A 24,281-nucleotide genomic window follows, 5' to 3' on the forward strand; every position below is an offset into this window, starting at 1 on the left:
GCATCCCACAGCATCTGCATTTAATTGAGCTTTTGCGACGGTTGACGGTACCTTACACCTCTGCCACCCGTTTCGCTGCGCGCATGTTCGCCAATCAGTTCAATACCTGCGCGGTCAAGGGCGTTGACGACCTTCATCAGGCTGTCGACGATGCCGCGCACATCGCCTTCACTGGCTTCCATCCGTTGAATGGTCGGCAGGGAAACACCGGACATCTCCGCGAGGGCTTTCTGATCGATGCCAAGCAGCGCTCGCGCTGCCCGCATTTGGTTTGCAGTAATCACAATCGTATCCACTTTTATCATTGAGTAGTGATCTGCATCACCTTATCACTGATGTTTAAAACATCAATATGAAACGATAAAATATGCGCGCCCTCTTGGCAGGAATGAAAGTGGGCGTTATTCTCATCTTTATGACTCAACGTTACAAACCACAGCAAGATCTTAACGATACCTGGACGGTCATCGACGCGCGCACGGCACGAGCCGCCGAGATGGGCAGCCGTACCATTATTGGCATGAACCGGCGGGATGCCGAGGAACTGGCGGAACTTTTGAATAAATTGGAAGCGCAAAAGCCGGTAGCTCAGCCTGATCAGGGCTGACGCAATTTGCTTCTTTGATGAAAAGCGAACGACAGGATTGTGATGAAACCGCAAAAGAAACCGTTTGTCGTTGAAATCAAGCACGGCCGCCGGGGCCAAAAATCGCCCGTTGCGTCGATATGGGGTGACATTGACATGTCTACCTATGGTCTTTCCGAGGATAACAGGCCACGTGCATCTGAAGTTTCCCCCCGGATCAATGCAGCGGACGCCACTGATGGAGATGACCATGGCGATCAATGAAACACCGGTCGAGGTCAAAACCTCCGTAGCCTCGTCCGTGAGCATCGTTGTCGCGACGGGGCTTCACTACGTACAGGTCAATGACCGCGGCGTAAGGCACGAACTGATTGGGCCGTTTCGAACCCGTGAACACGCGCAGGCTGAAGTCGCAAAATGGACTGATCGCTTCAGCGCGGAACGACAACTACAATCTTATTGATCGCAATCGGCCGATGCGCGTCTCCGCTCGACTTTCGCTGTGCGTAAAAATCAGACCAAGAGTGTGTTCACTGAGCAATCTGGCGCTCACGCCGCTTTGATGCGCTTGCTCATATTGATGCCGGTCGTGCGGAATCCCCCGGCCTTGTAGATGTGCTGAGCCCGCATATTGTCTGCGGCGACGCGCAGACGGATCTGCTCAAATCCTTCCCTGGCAAGCGCAATTTCCAGAGCCAGCAATGCTTGCTTGCCATAGCCGTTACCCTGGCAGGCGGGAAGAATATGAAAATCACTGATGAACGCTGTTCTGGAATCCGTATCGGCGCGGTACCAAAGATAGCCGATGGTTTCGGCATTTTCTTTTTCGCTATCCGTTATGCAGAGCAAGACCTGTCCGGATGTATCTGGACCACTGGGCAGGTCCTCCGCAATTTCGCGTTTCGCCTGTACCACGGCTTCTGGACTGGACAGGCCGTAGTTTGCTGATATCTCGGCAGCATAGTCAGGGACGAAATAATCGAGATAGCTCGAAAACTCGCCCTGGCGCATGGGCCTGAAACCAATCATCGGCAATATTCCTTTTGTGGCATTTGCATCTTCTGGATACGACATTATTTGGATTTTGCCGAGCGGTCGATCTGCCCTTCGGCTGCGTTGTGCTTGTATTGGAGCGCAATCAGAATTCCCTTCATTGTGCGCAACGCTGTCAGGCACAGGATGAGCGCCAGGGGTATCCATAGAATGAAATGTAGCCACAATGGCGGGGCCAGTGTTACCTCTGTCCAAAGGGCGAGGCCAACAACAATGAAGCCGACGAGCAGCATCACCAGGACTGCGGGCCCTTCGCCCGTGTCGACAAAGGAATAATCGAGGCCACAATTCGTGCAGTGTTTGGGCAGTTTAATGAAGCCGTCAAACATTTTGCCCTGTCCGCAGCGTGGACAGCGGCCCTTGATCCCTGCGGAGACGGGATCGACTGGCGGATAGAGCGCTTTGTCTTCACTCATGATGTGTCCTTGCTGTTTTTCAAACGGCACCGAGATTTCTGCACCTATGCTACACCCGCGCAGTTTATCCAAGATGGTAATTGATGTTTGCCAGTTGCAGCGTATATATAAACGTTTTATAGTCAACTAGTGATGTTTTATACATCATAATTGATTCCAGGTGTTGAGATCAGATTGTTTGAATGAATTGACACATGCGCGGGGTCTCCGGCCGAGGCCGGTCGATGCACAAATTTACTGAGGTCGACTGCATAATGATACGGCTGGCGAAATTTCATTCCGAATTTGGTAAAATTGAAGTGCTTCGCGCCAAGAACACCGGTTCCGTCATTTACCGCCAGGGCGGTTTCTACCAATCCGAAAGCGATATAAATGGGGTAAGCGTTGCCCCCTATATTCATGCGATTTTTGGCCTTCTTGCTCAAACACAGGCCAGGGATGTCCTGATGATCGGCTGTGGCGGCGGCAGCTTGGGTACGATGCTCGACAAGACGGGTGTTCGGGTGACGATCGTTGACATCAATCCCACCGCCTTTTTCATCGCCCGGAAATATTTCGGATTACCCCGTCACATCGAATGTTACGTCGCAGATGGTTTGAACTTTCTGCATGCTGTTCGCCATCGCTACGATGCGATCATTCTGGATGCCTATACGGGAGGGGACATCCCTGACCACCTGTGTACGGAAACATTTTTTGAACTCGCGCACGCACGTCTTGACGAAACCAACGGTTGTTTGATCAGCAATATCTGGGCGCACAATGATCGCGACCAGTTTCCCAAAGAGATGGCGGAAAAGCTCAGCAATATCTGGACTGATGTGCGTCTTCTGGATACGCCGGGCCTGTGGGACCGAAACACCCTGCTCGTGGCGGGGGAGGTTGAACATTTCAACGCGCCAACGCTTTTGATGCCGCCAACGGATGTGGCAGATGATGTTGCGCGCGATCTCGAACGCTTCAGGTTCATCCCTTGGCGGCGGTCCGAACAGCTGGTGTAGAAACTGAGGTTATCTCATCCAGCAAACGCAATGAGGACTTCATTGAGAGGCGGAAAACAAGTCGTAGCAGCGTCAGCCGTCGTCGCGCGCCTGAAAGGTACCGGCCCGTAAATCTTATATCTGATCGGCTCGCATAGCGGTTACAAGCCGATCAAGGGGCGCTCTCTTTTCGAGGTGTTGTCGCCGATAAAAGCAGCGCCCTTGCATCTGCAATTGTTGCAGCATAGGCAACATGGGGTGGGCGTACACCGTGAGCACGCAACATGCGTCGCACAGCCGGCGATGCACCGGTAATATAGAACTTGACGCCGGCACGCTCTGCCTTGTGGGCAGAGGCCTCAATGACATTTGCTGCGGTGGAGTCAAGCAAAGGTACTGCTGTACAGTCCAAAATGAAGTTATGCCGTTGATCGGCGATGCGATCAAGGATTGTGCCAACGGTTGAAGCCGCGCCGAAGAAGAAGGCGCCTGTCAAGCGGTAGACAACCGTATCGGGATCGGTGCTGGTTGCTGCGTTGTATTCGCCGCGATCGCCATTGGAAGCGTCGGCCACGTCATCAACGGCAAAAGGTTCATGGGCTTCCAGTGCTACGTTCTTCGCCATGCGGTCGATGAATAAAATTGCACCGAGCGCAAAGCCAACGACAATTCCCTCGGTAAGATCGCGAAAGATCACCAGCCCAAATGTAACAAGAAGCACCAAGGCATCGCCGCGTGATGAACGAAGGAGCGCGCGGAATGCCTCCTTCTCGATCATGTTATAGGAAACGACGGCGAGAACGCCTGCGAGTGCGGCGAGGGGAATATAGCTTGCAAGTGGTGCAGCGACCAGCATGAAGACCAATAAGAAGGCTGAATGCAGGATGCCGGAGATGGGACTGTAAGCGCCGGCGCGGATATTGGTTGCCGTGCGGGCGATTGTGCCGGTGACACAGATGCCACCGAAGAGCCCCGATCCGATATTGGCAAAGCCTTGAGCAACCAGTTCGCAGTTCGATCGATGTCGTCTTCCCGTCATGCCGTCCGCCACTACCGCCGACAGCAAGGATTCGATTGCGCCGAGCAGTGCGAAACTGATGGCATCCGGCAGCACCGCAATCGCAAGCTCCGGCGTGAACACAGGAAGAGCAGGCATGGGTAGGGTACGCGGTATCCCGCCAAAGCGTGTGCCGAGCGTTTCAACGGGAAGGCTGAAGGCTGCGGCTGTCAACGAGGCAAGGCAGACCGCGATGAGCAAGCCCGGCCATGACGGTCGCCAGCGTTTGAGCGCGACGATGGTTGCAATGGTCAGCAGAGAAATTGTGACGGCGGCAAGATTGACGGTTCCTGCAGCTTCACCAAGCGCCATGATTTTCGGCAGAAGATCTCCCGGTTCCTTGCCCGCAAGATCAAGACCAAACAATTCCTTCAACTGGCTGGCAAAAATGATGACGGCAATCCCGGCGGTAAAGCCGACAGTGACGGGGTAGGGGATAAACTTGATGTAGGTTCCAAGTCTAAGATAACCGGTGATCGCAAGGAAGACGCCAGCCATCATCGTGGCAAGGATCAAGCCGTCAATACCGTGATGGCTCACAGTCGCCGCAACGAGGACGATGAAGGCACCGGCTGGGCCGCCAATTTGGAATCGGCTGCCACCCAGTGCTGATACGATCACGCCGCCGACGACTGCCGTGAACAGCCCCCGGTCGGGCGTAACCCCGGACGCTATGGCAATTGCCATCGATAGCGGCAAGGCAACGATTGCAACCGTGAGCCCGGCCATCATGTCAGCCTGAAATTTACTGCGGCTATAGCCTTCCCGCAAAACCGTTATCAGCTTTGGGGTGAAAAGCTCGGCAAAGCTTGGTGCTGTCTGCTGTGATTGCGACCGATGGGCTGTATCCAATTCAAACCCCTCTCAGGTGAGAGCGGCGGGATCGTCGGCATCCAACGTCGGCGGTCGCCGTCGCGACAACGACGACACGCTGATCGTCTCAGCGTGAGTATACCGCCTCCGTGTTTAATGAACAGTGGAGCCCGGGTCAGAGGCCACTTTTGGTTTTGCCTTGTTCAACATACAATCGACGCGATACCACTCTGAGTGGCTGCCACCTGTGATACGCTAGGAATGTCGCAATCCTGCGACTGGCTCACAAGTGGGAGTATTGTCGTTGCTTACGCTCAGAATGCGGCACGTGTTAAGACGCGCGGGAAGGGAAAGAACGGGCCAATACGTTTAAGCTTAGAACAAGAGCCTTACCCATGTTTTATCTGACATGGTTCACGTTTCGTCCAAAGTCCCGTACAATTTCGCGATGACCTTGTCACGACCCGGCCCCAAACCCGACGCCGCACCGATCCGCATCGTTGGCTGATACAGGCGTAATTTATGCCAAGCCTCTAGGGTGTCCCGCTTTTGCAATCCGAGAGGTTCTGACCTTTGATGCCGGCAGCGACCTCGCCAGCGACCTGCTTAAGCTCTTCGCGGGAGGCGCCATCGCGTGCCTGAACTGAAAGACCCTGCAGGATGGTGACGAGGTAGCGGGACAGCGAGACGGCACGATCCCGATCCACCCATGGTTGGAGTTTGAGCATAATGCTGTCCCGCATCAAACCTCGGCGCTCCGCCAGTTCGCGGGCTAGGTCGGCGTGGTCTTCGCCGCACTGGATCATGCCGCTCGAAATCATGCAGCCGCGTTCCTCGCCAGGCTCAGTGACGGCTTCGATGGCGTTCTTGAGGAGGGTTTCCACAGCTTCGCAAAGACTGGTCGTCTGACCAAGATTGTTCAGTGCCGTTGGCAGGCCGGAATATCGATCGAGCGCCTCACGATAGAGGCCAGCCTTGCTGCCGAACGCTGCATAGAGGCTCGGCGGCGCGATGCCGATCGCCGCCGTAAGATCATTCAACGAGACGCCCTCATACCCATGGCGCCAGAACAGGCGCATGGCGGTATCAACCGCGTGGTCCCTATCGAAGGTCCGCGGCCCGCCCCGACGTTTTTTCACGAGCTTATCCATAGCGATCACTAAAGACAACTTGACAGCACAATGCAAGCCTTTATCTTGTAGTGATCGCTAAATATAAGGATGAATATTGTGAATAATCGGATGTTGACGATGCAGAGTGAAGAGCCGCCGATCGGACTAGGCGTCTGCGGGGCGAGGCGTGCCAGCCGTGTCTTTATGGTGCGGGCGCTATGGATAGCCCTGATGATGATTATGCCGTCGGTCGCAATGGCATGGCAGAAGGATTATACTGTGAAGTCGCCGGACGGTGTCGACATCGCGGTTCAGGAGGCTGGCAATCCTGCCGGGCGGCCCATTGTCTTCATCCACGGATTGCTCGGGAGCCATATCGACTGGGAGAGCCAGTTGCACAGTCCTGACCTTTTACGTTACCGGCTGATCACATTCGATCTTCGCGGCCATGGACTTTCGGGGAAGCCACAGGATGCGCAGGCCTATGGCGACGGACGACGCTGGGCTGATGACCTGCGCGCCGTGCTCGAGGTGACAAAAGCCGAAAATCCGGTTCTTGTCGGCTGGTCGTTGGGCGGAGTGGTCGTTTCCAACTATGTTGCAGCTTACGGCGATGATGAGATCGGGGGGCTGGTTTACGTGGGCGGTGTCATTGAACTGAAAGCCGAGCTTTTAAAGCCGCATCCCGAAGTCTATGCGGGCCTTGCTTCGGACGACCTGAAGGTCCACCTCGATGCAATGCGCGACTTTCTGGCGCTGTGTTTTGCGACGCAGCCGGATCAGGTAACGTTCGAGCGGCTGTTGTCCAATGCGGCCATGGCATCGTGGATCATGACCCGAACAGTGCCTTCCATGACAGTCTTTGCGGCGGAAGGGCTGCCCAGGATCAAGGCTCCCATGCTGATGCTTTACGGCGAAAAGGATGCACTGGTCATGGCGCACCCGAGCCTTGAGCGGGCGAGGGCACTCAACCCGGCGGTTCGCTCGCAGATCTATGCCGATTCCGGACACGCGCCATTCCTGGAGGAAGCGCAGCGGTTCAATCGCGACCTGGCCGATTTTCGCGAATCTGTTTCAACACGCTGAAGACGACGGCGAGAGCGGTGGGGTATGCATGGCAACCGCATGGCGCAGGGGGATCGGTTGCCGTCGCCAGGCTTCTGGGCTGACTTCTGGCGTGGAGCCTTTTGAAGCCTGCGCCGTTGGTTTCAAAAGTTGCGGCTGTGATCGTCATGGGAGCGGCAATAGCGGATACCTGTGTCAAGGACATTCACGGTTTGCCGCTTTTGGTGGGCGCCTTGGCGGGTGCGCTTCTCCTGAAGAGAACATCTCCCGTTGGACCGATGTAGTGGGCAGTAAAGCAGGCCATGTTTCAAACAGGAGCCATTGATCGGCCTTGCGGGTATACCGCTCCAATTAACGGGCCGTTATCAACGTCAGTAGTGAGGGCGAGAACAAGATGGGGCGCCTGGCGCCTTCCCAGACAGCATCGCGTTGTGTTGATCTTGTCATGATCTCCGCGCACATGGTATCTTGGGCTTGAAGCGGCGGCTTGGAACGCGATGACGGGTGCTGTAGGTGCAAATTGTCGATTCCCTGCGCTGCTGTTGGCGGGATTTTTCTTTGCGCCGCCGGCAAACGCCTTCACACCAAGCGATATTTATGTAGTCGTGAGCGTTGTAACCGGTCAAGGCGTAGAAAATCGTGCAAAGGGCTTCGTGGATTGCCTGGATAAGGTTCTTCCTCGGGTGTCGGGCAGTTCGCGGTTGAGTGAGGGCGCCGAGATGCAAACTGCCCGCAAGCATGCCGCGGACTATATCGAGAGTTTTTCCTACCACGACAGGCTGGCAGGCCGCCCGATTCATGATGAGCAGGGAACCCATGATCGGCCCCACGATCTCACATGCCATTTTCGCAAGGACAGTATCGATGATCTGCTCGGGCGGCTCGGAGTTCGTCCATGGCTAGACAAACGGCCCGTGCTCGGAGTGTTATTGAAGGTGCGTCGTGGCCAAGCGAGTTATCAGGTAGCGGCCGGTAATAGCCGCGATCTGGCCATGCGAGAGGCATTCGCCGCCGCATCCGATCTTACAGGCATCGATGTGGTTTTCCCGTCCGGCGAGTATACCGGCTTACGATCGGTAGAGGGTACCATGCCTTTGTCGGGTGAGTTGGACTGGAGCGATAGCGAGGGCGGCTGGATCGCAACATGGGAACTGGACGTTCAACAGAGCGCAAACAAACTCCATGAAGCGAGGTGGCAGGTGCGGGGTGTCAGCTTTGACGACGCCTTCAGAAATGCCCTTAAGGGAGCCGCACAGATTCTATCTGGCAATGGCAAACCTGTCGGCGCGTTGACTCACGCCGAGAAATGACGGTTCTTTTCCCGCACTAGCCTATATGTCAGATGATGGCACGAATCTTGGCCCAAAACCCATCACCGGCACTTCGAAAGAAACCGTTTATGCGTTCCAAGACGCGTTTGCCTGACAAGCCTCAAAGCTATCTTCTAAACGTTTCGCTTCACCGGGGCGAGCTTGATCTTTCGTTGAAGGTCTTGCCGCACCGCTTTAACGGGCTTGACATATCTTTGGATACGCCAATAGGGTTTGGCCCGCGTCTCTGCAGAACTGCAGAGGATGCGCATCAAGCCATAGTTTTTAGCTTATAGAGGTTCCAATGCGCCGACTCATTTCTCACGAAAATCACATACGAAATTCTGAGAAGTTGAGGGTTCATGCGCACTTTGAATCTGGGCATCCTGGCCCATGTGGATGCAGGAAAGACTAGCCTTACCGAACGACTGCTTTTTGATGCGGGGATGATAGACAAGCTCGGCAGCGTCGATAGCGGCAATACGCAGACAGATAGCCTCGAACTCGAACGGCAACGTGGCATCACGATCAGGGCTGCCGTCGTGTCGTTTACCATTGGCGATACGGTGGTGAACCTCATCGACACGCCCGGTCACCCCGACTTCATCGCTGAAGTCGAGCGTGTGCTTGGACTATTGGATGCCGCAGTCGTCGTTGTTTCAGCGGTTGAAGGGGTGCAAGCCCAGACGCGCATACTGGTGCGTGCGCTGCGCCGTCTTGGCGTTCCTTTCATATTCTTCATCAACAAGGTTGATCGCCTCGGCGCGCGATATGATGAGGTGCTGAGGGATATTCCGGTTCAGCTGCCGGTCCGGCCCATTGCCATGTCGACCGTCGTCAATGGGGGCAGCAAACTTACCCAGGTTGAGGCATCCGACCCGGCGCACGAGCCGCTTTTCACGATCTTGTGTGAAACGCTGGCGGAGAATGACGACATGCTGCTGAGCGACTACGTGCAGAGCCCCGATAGCCTGACGGTCGAAAGGCTCGAACTCTCTTTGGCCGATCAGGTTGCCAAGGGTCTGGTGCACCCGGCATTTGGCGGAGCCGCAACGACTGGTGTTGGCATACCAGCCTTGAGTTCGGCCATTGCGACGATGCTACCCTCGCGCCGCCTTGATGCGGATGGCTCAGTTGCCGGCAAAATATTCAAGATCGAGCACGGATGGGGAGGTGAAAAGCTCGCCTACATGTATCTGACATCCGGCACGGTCCATCTGCGGCAACATTTAAATCTACCGAAGGGGCCGGCAAGGGTGACCGGAATCCATGTTTTCAGGGAGGGTCGAATTCACAATGTCGGCAGTTTCAGCGCCGGTCAGATCGCGCGTGTCAGTGGTTTCAGCAGTGCCCGGATCGGGGATGCGGTAGGCTCACATATCCTCCCTGGAGGTCAGCATCACTTTGCCTTGCCGACCCTTGAAACCCGCATCCTGGCCCGGCGGCCTTTCGATAAGGCGGCACTCTGGCTGGCGTTGAACCAGCTGGCCGAACAGGACCCGCTGATCAATCTGCGCAGGAACGATGTTGAAGGCGAAGTCTTCGTTTCATTGTATGGCGAGGTGCAAAAGGAGGTTATCCAGTCGACCTTGCTGACGGACTTCGGTCTTGAAGCAATGTTCGAGGAGAGCACGGTCATCTGTGCGGAGAGGCTTGTTGGAATCGGTTCCGGTCTCGAAATCATGTTTAAGGAGCCAAATCCATTTATAGCAACCGTTGGATTACGCGTCGAACCGCGGCCGGAAGGGGCGGGCAATAGCTTCGTATTGGAAGTGCCGATAGGCCAGATGCCCGCAAGTTTCTATCGAGCGGTCGAGGAAACCGTATTCGAGACGCTGAAACAGGGCATTTTCGGCTGGCAGGTCATCGATTGCCATGTGGCAATGACTGCGGCCCGGCACAGCTCCCCGACGAGCACGGCCGCTGACTTCCGGCAGTTGACCCCTTTGGTGCTGGCCACCGCCCTATCATCCGCCCAAACCGTCATATGTGAACCGATCGACCGCTTTCACCTCGAAGCGCCGACAGAGGCATTGAATGGCGTGCTCACCTTGCTTGCCAGATCCGGTGCAACAGCAGCGGATTCCGTGATTGCCAATGGCTCGGTTCGGCTGGAAGGCACCATAGCATCCAAGATGGTTCAAAATGTTCAGCAACAATTGCCGGGACTGACGAGCGGTATGGGGACTATGGAATCGTCCTTTGATCATTATGCTCCCATGGCTGGTCCACAGCGTTCGCGCCAGCGCTCTGATGCCAATCCGTTCAATCGGATCGAATATCTGCGGCGCCTGCGCCGAGACCTCTCTTGATCGGCGCGGCCGCCCCCGCGTGCCTGGTGCCCAAGGTGAGGGTTTTCATCGCTTGGCTCGTTTCATGGTTTGGACCGGGACCCTACTGGGATCAGGGATCAAAACCCATCGAGCCAGGCTGCGAGGCCGTCCAGTGTCTGCAGTCCGTATTCCACCGCGCCGAAGCCAATGACCACCTGACGCCGCTCGCGGCTGGGATGGAGCTGGCGCATGGTCAGCACCGTCTTGCCGTCAGTCTGCTCGTCGAAGGTCACTGTGGCGCGGAAACGGTCGGGGTCGTCAGGATCTGGCGTGCCATAATCCATCACGATCCGCTCGTTCGGCACGATCTCCAGAAAGCGCATGAGGCTTGGGAAGCGCTGCTGCTCGCCCTCGAATATGCCCACCATATCGAACCGCCAGACGCCGCCCTCGCGGATATCGGCTTCGTGGGTCTCGATGCTGAAGCCGGCCGGGCCGTACCATTCGCCAAGTGCCTTGGGGTCCATCCAGGCGGCAAAGACCTTGTCGCGAGGGTGGTTGAGCAGCTTCACCAGCACGATTTCGCGGTCGAGCGACCATGTCTCAAACAGGTTTGCCATGTCCTTCATTCTCCTCTTCCGCTTTATCCAGATAGACTTCCAGCCGATCCAGCCGCTCAGTCCAGCGCCGGCGCTCGGCTTCCATCCAGTCAGCCGCCTCGTCGAAGCGCGCATGCACCAGCCGGCACCAGCGGCTGCGCCCGCGCTTTTCGCTGGCGATCAGCCCGCAATCTTCCAACACCTTGAGATGTTGGGCGAAGGAGGGCAACGCCATGTCGAAAGGTTTGGCCAAGGCGCTGACCGGCAACTCGCCCTCGACCAACCGCGACACCACAGCGCGGCGGGTCGGGTCGCTCAGAGCGTGAAAGGCGAGGTCGAGCGGAGTCGAATGGTAAGGCATGTGCATCTGTAAAGTGATCGGGCGCGCCGGTCAAGGATAAAAAGGTACTTGCCTTAGTGTTCGGCGTCGAATAGAAAGGCATATGCCTTAGTATACGGCCTGGAATATTGGGACCGTTGTGCGGCAACCCTTTACAAGGAGGACTCCAATGGCAGTTCGTGTCGATCTCATTATCTCGCTCGATGGTTTCGCGACAACGACGGACCAGACGCCCGAAGCCCCGTTCGGTGAGGACTGGCCGCGTCTCGTCGGCGCATATGTGGCAACGCAAACGTTCCGTGAGCGCGTGCTGAAGGATACCACGGGAGCAGGAACCACAGGTATCGATGATGATTACGCGAAGGAATACTTCACGAATGTGGGTGCCGAGATTATGGGCGCTGGCATGTTCGGGCTCCACAATTTTCCCGACGATCCGAACTGGCGTGGCTGGTGGGGCGACGAGCCGCCATTCCGGGTTCCGGTCTTCGTCCTCACCCACAACCCGCGGCCGTCCATGGAGATGGCCGGTGGCACCACTTTCCACTTCCTCAATACCACGCCGGTGGATGCGCTCCAGCAGGCAGTTCGTGCGGCGCGCGGCAAAGATGTGCGGGTTGGCGGTGGTCCTACTGTCGTTCGCGCCTTCCTCAAGGCGGGCCTTGTCGATCGGCTTCATGTTGCGATCGCTCCGATTTTGCTCGGGCGCGGCATCCGCCTGTGGGACGATCTGCGCGGTCTGGAAGCGGGCTACACAACCAAGGCAGAAACGGCACAGAGCGGCACAATCCACCTCACTTTCCGCCGCTAGCCGGTGGCCCGTGACTTGAAGCCATCATCGGCTGTATAAATCGGGACGGCCGCCCTATAGAGATGGAAAGGAATGCATCCTGATCGATACGGGAGCGTCGAATTCTTGGGAGGCGACGATGGGCCTGACCGCGCTGCACCGCCAAAGCAACATCATGCCGGCATAAGGAATTCACAGTTGAGATTTTTCGGTTTCTTACTCGGCGCCTACGCCGGACTTTTGGCTCCGGCTTGGTCTGCGGAAAACGTCACGATCCCAGCCTACGCGCCAGCGCCCGGTGTCGAGCATGTCTATCGCGTTCAGATGGCAAGCGAGACCGACATGTCTTTCTGGTTCGACAACCCGGGCGCGTCGTCCGTTGCGATGCGCGGCGCGTATCTCCGGCGCATGATCATCTTATCGCGGGATGAGAAGAGCATGCGTGTTCGCTGGTCCCTTGATTCCGCTTTGCCGGAAGGTGTTTCCGGCGCCGCGTCCACCTATCAGCTCAACCCGCTCTATCAGAATTCTCTGCTGGCCTATGGCGTAAACCAGTTGGAGTTCGAAACAAATTTGAGCGGAATCCCCTCCAATGTGCTCGGCGCCGATGCGATTGTGGCCAACATGCAGAAAATGGCTGCAAATGGGCCAGGAGGAATATCAGCTGCGCCGGAAAGCGGCGTCAGTAACATCATAGAAGCGGTGCGCGCAAATCCACTCCAGATCGTCACCGCCCTGATACCGGAGGCGCTGGTGTTGGCAAATGGGCAAGGCGCCAGCGAAGAGACCCTTGAGATAGCGCAGGCCTATACGTCGTCGGGAACTGAAAGCATTAGTGGTGTCGATGTGCGTGCCGAGATCATCTGGACCCTGGAATCGACGGATACGGTCAGGCACACGGCAACTCTGTCTTTCTCTCAAACCGATGACCCCATTGCACTCAGCCAATCGCAGCAGGCGGCGACTGCCAAGATGATGACTGCCTTTCCCGAGCGGGCAAAGGCTCTGACAAGCGATCAACTTGCCGAGGTCAAACGCGCAAGCAAGAACCGAACCTCCCGCTTTGTCGTATCTCTGGATGATGGTTCGGTCCTGGAAGCATTGGAAACGGTGGCGGTTCGGTCGGGAGGCATGACCGTTCGCACGTTCACTCATGTGCGGCGCGAACAGGTGCCGGTCAGTCTACCCATTCCCGCTATACTGACATCTGCCACTTTGCTGACACCGGATCTGCGCGTCGAACCGCTGCCGTCAACCACAGCCACGCCAGCACGCGTCAACGATGATATTCAGGCATCCGCCCCTCCTGGCGGAACGTCACAGGCCCATGTGGCGGCTGCCGGGAACGAAAACCAGAATACGGTCATAGCGCCCATCTCGCTTCAGGTGAAAAGCGCGATATTGGGCGCGTCCCCCGTCCATCATGATATTGGTCTGAATATTGACCTCACGCCGGACAGCGCCGCAAAATTCAAGGACTTCACCCAGGCCGCCATAGGACAACAAACGCAAGTGTTGATCGACGACAAGGTTATCATGGAACCCTGGATAAGGGAGCCGATCGTCGATGGTCATATTGTAATAACCGATGCCGATAGGAAGAACTTGGAAATCTTGGCTGAGCGGTTGGCAATACCGGACGCTTCGATCTTCGTTCGTGTGGTGCCGTGAGAAAACAATCAAAACCGCTCAAGGCACGTTTGCCGATCCCGTGTTCTCCCGCAAGCCCATGAGCGCATATGCGGTGGAACCAGAGGTTCCGACCGGATATAGACCTGAATGGAGATCAGCATAGCGTTCGTAACAAATGTGATCATTGCTATGGCTTAGATATTGATGATGAGGTCTGTGATTTCGGTATTGCGGCTGAAGGCGCGCTCGGTGTTCCAGCTGAAGGCCGATTGCAGGGATTCGTGATCGATGTGATTGCGGTAGACGGCGGCTGCCTGTGTCCGGTTGTGCACCTTGAGCTTGCGAATGAGATTATGGACATGGACCTTGACCGTGTGGTCGGACAGGCTGAGGCGGTCGGCGATGGTTTTGTTCTGCAGCCCTTCGGAGAGCAGCTCGAGAATTTGATGTTCGCGCAATGTCAATGTATCGATGGGCTTGGCGGCGGACAGATGCGCCCGTTTGCCGTCCGCCAGAGACGGCTGCTGATGGCGGGCATGGCCGTCCTTTGCCAGTTTTTCCAGCGACTGCATGACGCCGTAGGGGTAGTATTCGCCGCCATTGAGCAGCAGCCATATGGCAGCCAGCCAGATGTCGAGTTTCAGCGTGAACGGAAGCAGGCCCTGGATTCTCCGGTCGCAGAACAATCTGTTCAATCCCTGCGATGCACATCCATCGCCATTGATCATCAGCGTGATGGATGCATTGGGAAAACATATCCGGCAGCGCTCGATGCAGTCGGGAAGATCGGTGATCAGCTCCGTCTGCAGGAGGACCAGGCCGATGCCCGGGTCGGGATCCTGGGCATCGGGAAGAAAGCTCGACAGCGTTATCCGGATATCGGCGAATGTTCTTTCCAATGACTTGACCAGTCCCTGGAAAACGACCCCTGTTTCAGCATAAATGAAGATGCTGTTGTCGGATTTGCTTTCAAAGTTCTTTCCGGGTTCGCTATTCATGCATTCGCTTAGGTTAAAAGGCACATTACTATTCATGCTTGCCCCCATTTTTGACAGGAATAGACCTGTAAGTTTTTGTTTTTTCGTTATTTTTCACGCGTAATTCAAAATGCCCGTCCGCGCGGCAATGCCCATTCGGCATTAATAAAGATTAAGTTAATTACTTGGGAGTGACGCGGGCGTGACTTGCCTAGGCTGATTGATAGTCTGTAGCGGTTTCGGATAGGCCGGATAGTTTGCTTGACGCGGTCCAGGTCATGATTTTGATAGTTCCAAGTTTTTACTTGGGCAGAAAATATAGTCTGATGGGCTTGTTCTGCTTAAACCTTTTGCAGGCATTGGCGGGCACGCACCCGAAGGACGCACCGTGCGTGGCAGAAACATAGGCACCCGCCTTTGCCACCGTAGTCCAAAGGTGACCCGGCGCCCACACCAGATTATATCGTTTGCCTGGAAGATGGGCAGACGTTCCAATCTCTCAAACGCCATATGAATTGGCCTGAAAAGACTACGGTCAAATAGCTATCCCTACAGCCAGATGGCTGTAGATGAATTGCAGGCTCTTCTTTTTGCTCATCTGACGGCACAATAAAGTCTGGTCGAGCCATGGGTTTCGTGGAGCTTCGCGAGGCAGATGGTTGCAGCTGAGGTGGAGTAACGACGATGGCGGATAACCGTCCCACAACGGAAGGGGTGTTCAGTACGGGCACCAGCCAGAATGCGATTCCGGGTTCCGCCTCGGGACATTTGGCGCTCGTCCCAACGTGGCTTCCCCTGGAGGTTGTGCCAAGCAGTTCAGCTGGCAGCGGCGGCGACGGCATCGCGATTGGCGTCATAAGCAGCACCCCCATGGCTGTCTTCGCGCCTTCAAACGCCGCAATTGCCGGACCGCATGCTGTGGTTGAGGCACTACAGGGCAACAATGCGTTGATGAATCAGCATTCCACCGAAATAGCTGGTATGGGCGGTAACGGCGGCCTTGGCAACGCTGTGCTCACCGGTGGCGGGGGCGACAATGTCCATCATGCCGGCAGCGGCGGCAACGGGATTTTCTACGGCGGCATGGTAAGTTCGGATGTCGGGAGTTTCGTCCCGGTCAATATTGCCGTAGCCGGAGGACCGGGAGCACACGCTATTGCCGATCAATCGAACAATTCGGCCATGCTGCAGGATGCTACCCAGATCGGTGGGGTCGGCGGCGCTGGCGGCGACCACAATGCAACAATCCATGATTCCCAGGGCGGGTCCGGGTCTGCGCTCACCTACGGCGGCGACCTGTATGCGGGGCAAGGCGGCAACGGCTATTTCGTCGGTAGTATGATCGACCTGAACGTTGCCATTTTCTCGCCGATCAATATTGCGGTCGGTGCTGCGGGCGGTTCGGCCGAGGCCCATCAGACCAACAATGCGGTCTTCGACCAGGGCGCCGTTCAAATCGCGGGCATTGGAGGCAATGGCGGTGGTTTCAATCTTAGCTCCGATACGATTTTCACCGGTGATCATGCCGCTGGCGAAGGCGGATCGGGTTTTTCGAACGGCAGCATGGTGGACGTGAATATAGGATATTTCCATCCCATCAACATCGCCGTACCTGCGGGCGGCACGGCCGACGCGCAACAACTTGATCACGTCCTTTACGATCAACATGCGTTGCAAATGGCAGGCATCGGTGGCCATGGGGGCGATGTCTCGCATGCCCATTCGGCGCTGGTAGACGACATTCTCTCGTTCTTGCATGTGTAAGCACATGATTTATCGGACGCGGCCGTGGACGAGCATGCCCCGGCGAGCAAAGCCCGGCTAATTTCCATTTCAAATACAATGAAACGTCTGCGGCGAGCAGATCGCCGTGAAGAGCCGCGCGGCTATAGCCGATCAGATGTCGTGACCATTCGTCCCCCCTATACAGCCATACCCTCCCCAAAAGAACGTCCCCGAATATCTAGCTAGTTCGCGATGCAAATGGCGGGCACTGTTCCAAGGCGATTATCTTGCTTGGCGATGACATCGCCGGGCACCAGGGCGTGGGAGAAACACCGACAAACGATATAAAGGGAGTATAGTTATGCCTATTCCACAATTATCCGATACGATCCAGCTCAATCATGCCAACGCAGGCGATGCAAATGCCGGCAACGGCGGCGACGGTTATAGCTATGGAGATATCAACTACAATCCCAGTGCGTATGTCGCCAATTCACAGACGGTGTATGGCGCAGATACGGATCTGCACAATGGCGATCACGTTTGGCAAACTGCGGATTGGGGCGCCGGGCCTGGTGGCCATGGCGGCGCAGCTGAAGCTGAGAACGGGACCCTTTCGTCCATCACGAACAATGGTGCAGGCGGCGCTGGCGGCGCTTCCACCTCGAATGGGAGTGAGACGAACGGCAGTGGCGGTGACGTAGCAGCAGTTTCTGCAGCAACGACTGCTACCCAGAACACCCAATTCTTTGCAGATCAGCATGCCACTATTCTCGCCGGCGTCGGCGGCAATGGCGGTAACGGCAATATTGCACGCGGTGGCGATATCTCGGCTGCAGTGGTTCACACCGATCCCACAACGACGACTCAGTCCGTATCAAATACGCTCGATCATTTCGACCACAGCCACGTCGATCTCGATCTGAGCCATTTGATCTGACGCTTCCGGCCCGTGAGGAACGTCGGGTCCAAACCGACGATCCTCATCGGCGGCCAGGTGTTTGCCTTGTCAGTACCGCGAAAACCGAGATCTGATAATGACAACGAATATCATACAATCCGAGCGCCAACCGACGCATCTGGTCGTGGCCCTTCGAGCCTGCGCAGGCGCTTTTGGCTTGGTTTTCATTTACAGTTGCGGTTACAATATCTTTCTACTCGCACCGTCGATCTATCTTCTCCAGATCTATGACCGCGTCCTGTCGAGCAGGAGCACCGACACGCTGCTGATGTTGACGCTTGTCATCGCCGTTGCTGTCGTTGTCGGCTCGGTGCTCGATATCGTGCGCCGCGCGGCGCTTACCCGTATTGGCAGTTGGCTCGATCATCGATTGCGGCCAGTTGTCCTGACCGCCGCGTTCGAATATGCAGCAAGGGTCAATACGAGTGTTGCCGCCGATTGCTATCGGGATCTCGCTTCGCTGCGTCAATTTCTCGATTCCCCTGCGAGCTCGCTGCTTTTCGACATACCGTGGGCGCCGGTCTTCCTGCTTCTGCTTTTTCTCGTTCACCCTCTGCTTGGAGCAATTGGCCTCTTGAGCGCGCTTATACTGCTGTTTCTGGCTGTTCTGACCGAGCTTGCGACACGTGAACCGCTTACCCATGCAAGTGCAGCACTGGCGCGGAGCTACTCCCGGTTTGGAACGGCGCTGAAATACATCCAAGTGGTCCGGGCAATGGGCATGCAGGATGGTGCCGCGCAGATCGTCTACCGCGATGCGGAGTTTGCGCGAATGGCACAGGACAACGCGATGCACCGGACCGAGATCATCCTTGGCTTCTCGAAATCCATCCGCACGCTGACGCAAATTCTGGTGATGGGTGCCGCCACGTGGCTGGTGCTTGCCGACGGCAGCAGCCCTGGCATTATTTTCGTCGCCAGCCTGGTGCTGGGCCGTGGGCTCACGCCGATCGAGGGGGCAATCGGCGCTTGGCGTTCCTTCGCTTACGCGCGCAGCGCTTTCAACCGTCTCAACAGGATGCTGATTGCCGTCGCATCGGATGCCGGGTCGCGCATGGTACCGGTGCCTGAATCCAGCAGCCTCGTGCTTCAGAATGTGAGCTTCGCCATGCCGTACGCCGACCGGCACATATTGAATGATGTTTCATTGCGCCTCGCGCCTGGTGATTGCGTAGCGCTTATCGGTTCGTCAGGGTCCGGCAAATCGACGCTTGGACGGGTCATGGCCGGCGTCCTGCAACCGACGAGCGGAAGCGCTCTGCTTGGCGGCGTGGATATATCCGCCCTACGTCTTTGCGGAGGCACACGCCATATCGGATACCTGCCGCAGGACATCGAGTTGTTCGGCGGCGCAATCAAGGATGTGATCGGCCGGCTTGATGGCGCCGATTCCACCAAGGCAGTCGACGCAGCCAAACTCGTCGGTCTGCATGAAGCCATCATGCGCCTCCCGCAGGGCTACGAGACCGACATCGGCGAAGGCGGCAGTTTGCTCCTGCGTGCACAGCGACAGCAGCTGGGGCTGGCAAGGGCGGCTTACGGCAATCCAGCCCTTGTCGTGCTTGATGATCCAAACTCAAGTCTGGACTATGACGGCGAGCGTGTTCTGTTCAATGCGATTCAGCGCATGAGAGCCAAGCGGATGACGGTTGTCATTATCACGCACCGGTTGGGCGTTCTTCCAGTCACCAACAAAATTGCGATCATGCGGAACGGCAGCATCGATGCTTTCGGAGACAGTGACGAAATTTACGACGCCTATCTTCAACCGCCAGCACGAACAGGGACATAGGAGGCAGCAAAATGGCCCTCGTTCAATTCGACATGCCGCTCAAGTTTTCAGGTGTGTTTAATACTTTGCGCCACGCCGTGGTAAAGCCGGGTCAAACGAAGAAGCACTTTGTCTATGTGCCGGTTGCTGGACCAAACAACGGAGCGCTAGCTCCTGCTTCCCCAATGCCGAGGCTTCGAAACGTTGCCTTGTTAGGCAACCTGTTGATCGGCGTCTTCATTATTGGCCTAGGCACCTGGTCGGTCCTTGCGCCACTCAAAAGCGCGGCAATCGCCGCAGGCGTTGTCGAGCCTGAAACAAGCCGCAAGGTCATCCAACATCTGGAAGGGGGTATCGTGCGGCAAATCCTCATCAAGAACGGCGATACCGTGAAAGCCGGCCAGCTCCTCTTCCAGCTAGACGACACGAAATCACGGTCGGAGCGCGACAGTCTCCAGGGACAGCTCTGGGATGCCAAGGCAAGTCAGGCGCGCCTGAGTGCGGAACAGAGGGGTAGCGAGCGAGTTGCCTATAGTGCGGATCTCGAAACCCTCAGAGTGACCAATCCGGCAATCGAGGGCATTCTTGACGGACAACAGCACATCTTCGAGACGCGCCGGCTGGTGATGAAATCCGAGATCGCCATCACACAGAAGAAAATGGATCAGGTGCAGGAGGAAATTTCAGGTCTCATGGCGCAGAAGGCGGCGCTGACGCAGAGAGTGGAAATCGCACGGCAGGAGCTCGATGCCGTCGGCCCGTTGGCGGCCAAGGGGCTTGAACGAAAGACCGGGCTGCTTGTTCTCGAGAGGGAAATAGCAGATCTCGACGGTCAGCTCGGGGAAGTCGTCGCCCAGATATCGCGCGCATACCAGGTCATCAGCGAAAGCCAAGCCTATCTTGTGAAAATCGAAAGTGACCGGTTAAACGAAGTCGCTCAAGGCATGCGCGACGCTGAAGGCCAGATATTGCAACTGAGCGAAAGACTACGGGCAATAGACGATCAGCTCGCGCGGACTGAAATCAGGGCGCCCGAGGATGGGGTGGTCATTGATCTGCGTATTCACACTGCCGGCGGCATTATTGGTGCGGGCGAGCCGCTCGTCGATCTCGTACCGCGTAACGGCAATCTTGTTGTGTCGGCACATGTGCGGCCAGAAGATATCAATCGCGTCCATTCAGGGCTTGAGGCGCAGATTCATCTGCTTCCCTACAACCAACGTCGCGTACCATTGTTGAAAGGTATGGTCGAATACGTCTCTGCCGATCGCCTCGTTGATAAGCAAAGCGGCCAACCCTACTACGCCGCAACAATCCGCGTGACCGACGAACGGCTGGCAAAAATACACGATGTCACGCTGATTCCGGGCATGCCTGCACAGGCGCTGATCGAAACCGGGGAGAGCAGTGTGGCATTTTACGCCGTCAGGCCGCTCCTCGACAGTTTCACCCGCGCGTTTCGCGAAGATTGACGCGACACAGGCGATCCATTCCGGCAATGGCATCGCCGGTTATATTCGGGACTGTGTTTTTGCCAGTTGGCCACTGTCGTCATGCAAAGCAATGCATGAGTTATTGCACGGAAATGTCTGGCGTTGCTTTTTGCCCGAGCCGGGCGACCACTTCGGTCCTATTCTGCACCTGCAGTTTTCGCATGATGTGCTGCAAATGCATTTTCACTGTATGATCCGAAAGATTCAGCTTGCACGCTATGACCTTGTTGGGATGTCCGCATTGCAGTTCCGCAAGAACATCCGCTTCGCGTGGGGTGAAGTCCGCAATTGACATGAAATGTGTATTGTTCTCGATTATTTTGTGCGGCGTATTCTGGGGTTTGCTTCGCATTGCTGAAGCGTTCGGGTGTGCGACGAATGGATGGGGATAGAAAACACCACCGGCAAGGATGAGTCTCATCCCCGCAAGCGCGATATCGATCGGAATTGAGGTTGTGAAGTAGCCGCGTATACCCATCTCAAGTGCCTGAGAGGCCGCCAAGACATCGTCCGTGTTGGAGAGAAGGGCGATCGAAGCCTCAGGAAATGTGTGTCGAATGAAATCAAGATCGTGGCACAGACTGGCGCTCGCGAGAGTTCTTCCAGCCATGTCCAGCGCAATGAGATGCACATCCATTCCGAGGGCACTATCGAGAGTCTCGACAGAGACCATATCGATCAGATCCCAACCTGCAAGCTCGTGCTGGAGAAGCCGGATGATCGTTGTACGCACGAGTGTATGCGGTTCTATGATGATTGCGGCCGGCGCATTGTGTGCCTTGCGGCGTTTCGCATCTTGACCGATGGACACCTGTTGCTCCCTGTTTGGATGTATTCCAATTCGTTTTAACAACCCATATTATTCCGGTTCTTTCTTCATGTCATGATTAGAGGGGGATTAACGCCCACGTGACATCCGCATACATCGATTGGGTTACATACGCCTTCCATTTCCTGCCGATCCACAGATCCGACCGCCTGTTCCAGGCAGCCAATCCGAAGTCGGGCGCCTTGAAACCTAAATGATGTTCATGAGGTTTTCATATTCCTGCTCTGCCACGCCATAGTAACCCCCGGCGTCTTCGATCAAGCCAACGCGATTGAGAACGGTTGTCTTTCCGCGGGACGAACGAATGTAACCTTTGCCTTCCAGGACATGGAGTGTTTCCGTGACCCGCGGCCGGCGCACGCCAAGCATGACCGACATGAATTCGTGCGTCAGAGAGAGGTCATTTCCATTTGTGCGATCATGCACCATCAGGAGCCACCGGGCCAACGAGCATCTGAACTAGGAGCCAATTGATGGCGTTGGCCGATATGTGCGGCGCTGTAGCACGATCAATCGGTGCGATTCACAAGGGCGAGCAGTGTCACATCACCCGGATGACCGGCTATTACCACAGTGCCTTATAGACGCTGAAGCATTCATGCATGCCAATGTGGGCAATAAAATCGCTCTTTCAGACATTGCCGGTGCCGTGGGTTGCAGCGAACAAGCTCTACTTCGGATGTTTCAAGAGTATCGGGAGATGGATCCCTTGGCCATTCTTTCAGTGCTGCGGGATTGAAAGAATCTTGAAGTTCCAGCCGTTATTGCACAAAGCGACATCCCGGTGGTCAGATTTTCAAATCGCCGCGGCGGTCCTTTGTTTCATTCGCTGATCCACGGCTAGGCTTGAACGTCAACCGTACCCATCATACCAAGCTGTTCGTGCTCAAGGATGTGGCAATGATACATGCGCGGTCCCGGTAGATCCTGACGCAACAGTATCCGGACCGTCTCGCCGGCCACAACGTTCACCGTATCCTTCCACGCGCGATAGGATGGCGTGGTAACCTTCCCGTCCTTCTCGTGCTCTACCACTTGAAACTGCGTTCCATGCACATGGAACGGATGATCCATATCCGCCTCGTTAATGACTTCCCAAAGCTCGACTTGCCCGGCTTTCGAGACTTCGTCTATGCGGTCCATATCGAAACTGGCACCGTTGATCAGGAACTTCATCCCCATGCTGTCGGAAGGCATGGACATGGTGGCGTGATCCATGCCTTGCATCGACATGCTGCCATGGTTCATTCCACCCATGGTTTCCGTCAGTACAAACCGGCGTGTGACGACCGGCTTCCCAAGAGATTCGATGGCGCGCAGCTTCGCCGGTAGGGGCGGCGTCGCGGCCGCCGGCTCGTCGGATACGTTCGCGGTCAGTAGGATCTTGCCAGCCTCGTCGGGCTTGCCCGGCCCCATCCAACCGCGCTCATACTCGAGCGTAATGAGCTTGGCCGCTCCCGGCTTGTCGAAGGAGACGATCAGATCAACGCGTTCGGCCGGCGTGAGCAGCAGCTCATCGATGGCGATGGGCGCTTCGATCAGGCCGCCGTCCGTTCCGATGAGGGTCATGCTGGCATTCTCGAACTTGAGCCGCAGGAATCGCGCATTCGTCACGTTGTAGAGACGCAGACGGCGCTTTTCGCCAAGTGCCACAGCCATCTGCGGGTTCTTCTGGCCATTGACGAGCAGATGATCGCCAACACGGCCATTCATAAAATCGGTCATTGTGCTTTCCGGTATCGTCCCGTCGGGGGCGATCCTGAGATCGGTGAGCATGAGGACCGTGTCGCCGTATTCCGCCGGGATGGGATCGTCTTTCGGTTTGACCAGAAAGATACCGGCGAGCCCGCGATAGACCTGCTCGGCGGTCAGACCATGGGGATGCGGATGAAACCAGTAAGATGCCGCGCTGCCTTCCGGCAGTTCAAACGCGTAGACGCGCTCGCCGCCTGAAACTACGGGGTCAGCCGGATTGCCATCCTGGTCGGCTGGCACGGGCATGCCATGCCAATGGATCGTTGTCGGTTGGCCGGGAATCCCGTTCCTGAAGCTGATCTCGACTCTGTCGCCCTCATGCGCCTCGATCACGGGATTGGTGCCGTTATAGAGAAGCACTGGCGTATCGATTCCTTCGGCGAACCGTACGACACCTGGTTCTGCTGCCAACTCTGCTTTGAATATGCCGGGTACGGCCGACTGGTTGGACAGGCGTGGCAACGCCTGAAGCGGCTGCCCCTCCGGCAAAACGGGAAGGGTGCTCGTCACGGGCATGGTGTGATTGCCATGGCCGCTCATGCGGCCCATATCGTGTTTCATCTGGGCTGCCGCAGGCCCGGCAACGACGAGGCCTGTAAGACTCGCTAGAAAAGTCCGCCGATGCATTGATCGTCTCCTTTCAGTCGTTTGACAGTGAGCGGCAAGGCCGCACAACTGGTCTTGAGTTTCGTTTTCTTCGCCAACGGCGGTTCCTGGAATCCGCGCGTCCGGTTGCTGCTTGCA

Annotated in this window: 22 protein-coding genes and 2 pseudogenes; 12 read left to right on the top strand and 12 right to left on the bottom strand. The window is 56.4% G+C overall.

Annotation, left to right across the window (positions count from 1 at the left end):
* Positions 1-20: 20 nt before the first annotated feature.
* Both C5750_RS14955 and C5750_RS26385 read right to left on the bottom strand, forming a co-directional pair.
* A complete protein-coding gene (locus C5750_RS14955; RefSeq protein WP_105735012.1) occupies positions 21-284 on the bottom strand; it encodes a helix-turn-helix domain-containing protein in 264 nt (87 codons plus the stop codon).
* A 17-nt stretch (positions 285-301) separates the two neighbouring features.
* Positions 302-847 carry a hypothetical protein gene (locus C5750_RS26385; RefSeq protein WP_130502108.1) on the bottom strand — a complete coding sequence of 182 codons (546 nt, stop codon included), beginning with the start codon at positions 845-847 and terminating at the stop codon, positions 302-304.
* On the opposite strand from C5750_RS26385, the gene C5750_RS14965 reads away from it, so the two are divergent.
* On the top strand, positions 837-1,049 hold the full coding sequence (locus tag C5750_RS14965; protein WP_130272999.1) for a hypothetical protein: 213 nt from the start codon (positions 837-839) through the stop codon (positions 1,047-1,049). The genes C5750_RS26385 and C5750_RS14965 overlap by 11 nt on opposite strands.
* Positions 1,050-1,135: 86 nt before the next feature.
* Here the strand turns inward: C5750_RS14965 and C5750_RS14970 are convergent, their stop codons facing one another.
* Both C5750_RS14970 and C5750_RS14975 read right to left on the bottom strand, forming a co-directional pair.
* On the bottom strand, positions 1,136-1,615 hold the full coding sequence (locus tag C5750_RS14970; protein ID WP_105735013.1) for a GNAT family N-acetyltransferase: 480 nt from the start codon (positions 1,613-1,615) through the stop codon (positions 1,136-1,138).
* A gap of 44 nt (positions 1,616-1,659) precedes the next feature.
* Positions 1,660-2,055 carry a DUF983 domain-containing protein gene (locus C5750_RS14975; protein ID WP_105734722.1) on the bottom strand — a complete coding sequence of 132 codons (396 nt, stop codon included), beginning with the start codon at positions 2,053-2,055 and terminating at the stop codon, positions 1,660-1,662.
* A gap of 194 nt (positions 2,056-2,249) precedes the next feature.
* Between C5750_RS14975 and C5750_RS14980 the strand changes: the two genes are divergently transcribed.
* Positions 2,250-3,056 (top strand): spermidine synthase, encoded by an 807-nt coding sequence (locus C5750_RS14980; RefSeq protein WP_110003332.1) that lies wholly within the window; start codon positions 2,250-2,252, stop codon positions 3,054-3,056.
* Between the two features lie 151 nt (positions 3,057-3,207).
* Here the strand turns inward: C5750_RS14980 and C5750_RS14985 are convergent, their stop codons facing one another.
* Together C5750_RS14985 and C5750_RS14990 are read right to left on the bottom strand one after the other, a co-directional pair.
* On the bottom strand, positions 3,208-4,944 hold the full coding sequence (locus tag C5750_RS14985; RefSeq protein ID WP_245421119.1) for a SulP family inorganic anion transporter: 1,737 nt from the start codon (positions 4,942-4,944) through the stop codon (positions 3,208-3,210).
* Positions 4,945-5,438: 494 nt separating this feature from the next.
* Positions 5,439-6,056 (bottom strand): TetR/AcrR family transcriptional regulator, encoded by a 618-nt coding sequence (locus tag C5750_RS14990; RefSeq protein WP_105734725.1) that lies wholly within the window; start codon positions 6,054-6,056, stop codon positions 5,439-5,441.
* Between the two features lie 192 nt (positions 6,057-6,248).
* On the opposite strand from C5750_RS14990, the gene C5750_RS14995 reads away from it, so the two are divergent.
* The 3 genes from C5750_RS14995 to C5750_RS15005 all read left to right on the top strand — a co-directional run bounded on the left by C5750_RS14995 (position 6,249) and on the right by C5750_RS15005 (position 10,704).
* Complete coding sequence (locus C5750_RS14995) at positions 6,249-7,103, top strand: alpha/beta fold hydrolase (protein ID WP_245421120.1); 855 nt, start codon at positions 6,249-6,251, stop codon at positions 7,101-7,103.
* Positions 7,104-7,579: 476 nt separating this feature from the next.
* A complete protein-coding gene (locus tag C5750_RS15000) occupies positions 7,580-8,392 on the top strand; it encodes a DUF2066 domain-containing protein (RefSeq protein ID WP_105734726.1) in 813 nt (270 codons plus the stop codon).
* Positions 8,393-8,754: 362 nt separating this feature from the next.
* Entirely contained in the window at positions 8,755-10,704 is a 1,950-nt protein-coding gene (locus C5750_RS15005; RefSeq protein ID WP_105734727.1) for an elongation factor G, read from the top strand.
* Positions 10,705-10,802: 98 nt separating this feature from the next.
* On the opposite strand, the gene C5750_RS15010 is transcribed toward C5750_RS15005, so the two are convergent.
* Both C5750_RS15010 and C5750_RS15015 read right to left on the bottom strand, forming a co-directional pair.
* On the bottom strand, positions 10,803-11,294 hold the full coding sequence (locus C5750_RS15010) for an SRPBCC family protein (RefSeq protein WP_199538086.1): 492 nt from the start codon (positions 11,292-11,294) through the stop codon (positions 10,803-10,805).
* The gene (locus C5750_RS15015) at positions 11,269-11,625 is read right to left on the bottom strand and encodes an ArsR/SmtB family transcription factor (RefSeq protein ID WP_105735015.1); all 357 of its coding nucleotides are present in this window, start codon (positions 11,623-11,625) and stop codon (positions 11,269-11,271) included. Before C5750_RS15015 ends, C5750_RS15010 begins: the two co-directional genes overlap by 26 nt.
* Positions 11,626-11,773: 148 nt before the next feature.
* On the opposite strand from C5750_RS15015, the gene C5750_RS15020 reads away from it, so the two are divergent.
* The gene (locus C5750_RS15020) at positions 11,774-12,415 is read left to right on the top strand and encodes a dihydrofolate reductase family protein (protein ID WP_105734728.1); all 642 of its coding nucleotides are present in this window, start codon (positions 11,774-11,776) and stop codon (positions 12,413-12,415) included.
* 177 nt (positions 12,416-12,592) lie between these two features.
* Positions 12,593-14,065, top strand: a complete 1,473-nt coding sequence (locus C5750_RS15025; RefSeq protein WP_105734729.1) for a SecDF P1 head subdomain-containing protein — start codon at positions 12,593-12,595, stop codon at positions 14,063-14,065.
* Positions 14,066-14,220: 155 nt separating this feature from the next.
* On the opposite strand, the gene C5750_RS15030 is transcribed toward C5750_RS15025, so the two are convergent.
* Positions 14,221-15,024: a helix-turn-helix transcriptional regulator gene (locus C5750_RS15030; RefSeq protein WP_110003338.1), complete on the bottom strand. Its 804-nt coding sequence runs from the start codon at positions 15,022-15,024 to the stop codon at positions 14,221-14,223.
* Positions 15,025-15,459: 435 nt separating this feature from the next.
* Here C5750_RS15030 and C5750_RS27025 point away from each other — a divergent pair.
* From C5750_RS27025 to C5750_RS15055, 5 genes and pseudogenes are all read left to right on the top strand, one after another.
* Positions 15,460-15,546: pseudogene (locus C5750_RS27025) on the top strand (MucR family transcriptional regulator); the annotation flags it as partial.
* 141 nt (positions 15,547-15,687) lie between these two features.
* Positions 15,688-16,767, top strand: coding sequence for a hypothetical protein (locus tag C5750_RS15040; protein WP_105734731.1), 1,080 nt, complete (start codon positions 15,688-15,690; stop codon positions 16,765-16,767).
* Positions 16,768-17,089: 322 nt separating this feature from the next.
* On the top strand, positions 17,090-17,668 hold the full coding sequence (locus tag C5750_RS15045; protein WP_105734732.1) for a PE-PGRS family protein: 579 nt from the start codon (positions 17,090-17,092) through the stop codon (positions 17,666-17,668).
* Between the two features lie 97 nt (positions 17,669-17,765).
* Positions 17,766-19,481, top strand: a complete 1,716-nt coding sequence (locus tag C5750_RS15050) for a type I secretion system permease/ATPase (protein WP_105734733.1) — start codon at positions 17,766-17,768, stop codon at positions 19,479-19,481.
* A gap of 11 nt (positions 19,482-19,492) precedes the next feature.
* A complete protein-coding gene (locus C5750_RS15055; RefSeq protein WP_105734734.1) occupies positions 19,493-20,932 on the top strand; it encodes an HlyD family type I secretion periplasmic adaptor subunit in 1,440 nt (479 codons plus the stop codon).
* 100 nt (positions 20,933-21,032) lie between these two features.
* Here the strand turns inward: C5750_RS15055 and C5750_RS15060 are convergent, their stop codons facing one another.
* The 3 genes and pseudogenes from C5750_RS15060 to C5750_RS15070 form a co-directional block, all read right to left on the bottom strand.
* Entirely contained in the window at positions 21,033-21,764 is a 732-nt protein-coding gene (locus C5750_RS15060) for a response regulator transcription factor (RefSeq protein ID WP_245421121.1), read from the bottom strand.
* Positions 21,765-21,971: 207 nt separating this feature from the next.
* A pseudogene (locus tag C5750_RS15065) lies at positions 21,972-22,229 on the bottom strand (Crp/Fnr family transcriptional regulator); the annotation flags it as partial.
* A 393-nt stretch (positions 22,230-22,622) separates the two neighbouring features.
* A complete protein-coding gene (locus C5750_RS15070; RefSeq protein WP_105734735.1) occupies positions 22,623-24,164 on the bottom strand; it encodes a multicopper oxidase family protein in 1,542 nt (513 codons plus the stop codon).
* Positions 24,165-24,281 lie beyond the last annotated feature (117 nt).

Source organism: Phyllobacterium myrsinacearum (assembly GCF_002980555.1).
GTDB lineage: Bacteria > Pseudomonadota > Alphaproteobacteria > Rhizobiales > Rhizobiaceae > Phyllobacterium > Phyllobacterium myrsinacearum.

Excerpts from the sequence above, each read along its gene's own strand:
- C5750_RS14980 (WP_110003332.1), top strand. The coding sequence starts at position 2,250 with ATGCGCGGGGTCTCCGGCCGAGGCCGGTCGATGCACAAATTTACTGAG.
- C5750_RS15010 (WP_199538086.1), bottom strand. The coding sequence starts at position 11,294 with ATGAAGGACATGGCAAACCTGTTTGAGACATGGTCGCTCGACCGCGAA.
- C5750_RS15055 (WP_105734734.1), top strand. The coding sequence starts at position 19,493 with ATGGCCCTCGTTCAATTCGACATGCCGCTCAAGTTTTCAGGTGTGTTT.
- C5750_RS15005 (WP_105734727.1), top strand. The coding sequence starts at position 8,755 with ATGCGCACTTTGAATCTGGGCATCCTGGCCCATGTGGATGCAGGAAAG.
- C5750_RS14995 (WP_245421120.1), top strand. The coding sequence starts at position 6,249 with ATGATGATTATGCCGTCGGTCGCAATGGCATGGCAGAAGGATTATACT.
- C5750_RS14965 (WP_130272999.1), top strand. The coding sequence starts at position 837 with ATGGCGATCAATGAAACACCGGTCGAGGTCAAAACCTCCGTAGCCTCG.
- C5750_RS14990 (WP_105734725.1), bottom strand. The coding sequence starts at position 6,056 with ATGGATAAGCTCGTGAAAAAACGTCGGGGCGGGCCGCGGACCTTCGAT.
- C5750_RS14975 (WP_105734722.1), bottom strand. The coding sequence starts at position 2,055 with ATGAGTGAAGACAAAGCGCTCTATCCGCCAGTCGATCCCGTCTCCGCA.
- C5750_RS15070 (WP_105734735.1), bottom strand. The coding sequence starts at position 24,164 with ATGCATCGGCGGACTTTTCTAGCGAGTCTTACAGGCCTCGTCGTTGCC.
- C5750_RS15045 (WP_105734732.1), top strand. The coding sequence starts at position 17,090 with ATGCCTATTCCACAATTATCCGATACGATCCAGCTCAATCATGCCAAC.
- C5750_RS14970 (WP_105735013.1), bottom strand. The coding sequence starts at position 1,615 with ATGATTGGTTTCAGGCCCATGCGCCAGGGCGAGTTTTCGAGCTATCTC.
- C5750_RS15030 (WP_110003338.1), bottom strand. The coding sequence starts at position 15,024 with ATGAATAGCGAACCCGGAAAGAACTTTGAAAGCAAATCCGACAACAGC.
- C5750_RS15015 (WP_105735015.1), bottom strand. The coding sequence starts at position 11,625 with ATGCCTTACCATTCGACTCCGCTCGACCTCGCCTTTCACGCTCTGAGC.
- C5750_RS15050 (WP_105734733.1), top strand. The coding sequence starts at position 17,766 with ATGACAACGAATATCATACAATCCGAGCGCCAACCGACGCATCTGGTC.
- C5750_RS15040 (WP_105734731.1), top strand. The coding sequence starts at position 15,688 with ATGGCGGATAACCGTCCCACAACGGAAGGGGTGTTCAGTACGGGCACC.
- C5750_RS15020 (WP_105734728.1), top strand. The coding sequence starts at position 11,774 with ATGGCAGTTCGTGTCGATCTCATTATCTCGCTCGATGGTTTCGCGACA.
- C5750_RS15000 (WP_105734726.1), top strand. The coding sequence starts at position 7,580 with ATGACGGGTGCTGTAGGTGCAAATTGTCGATTCCCTGCGCTGCTGTTG.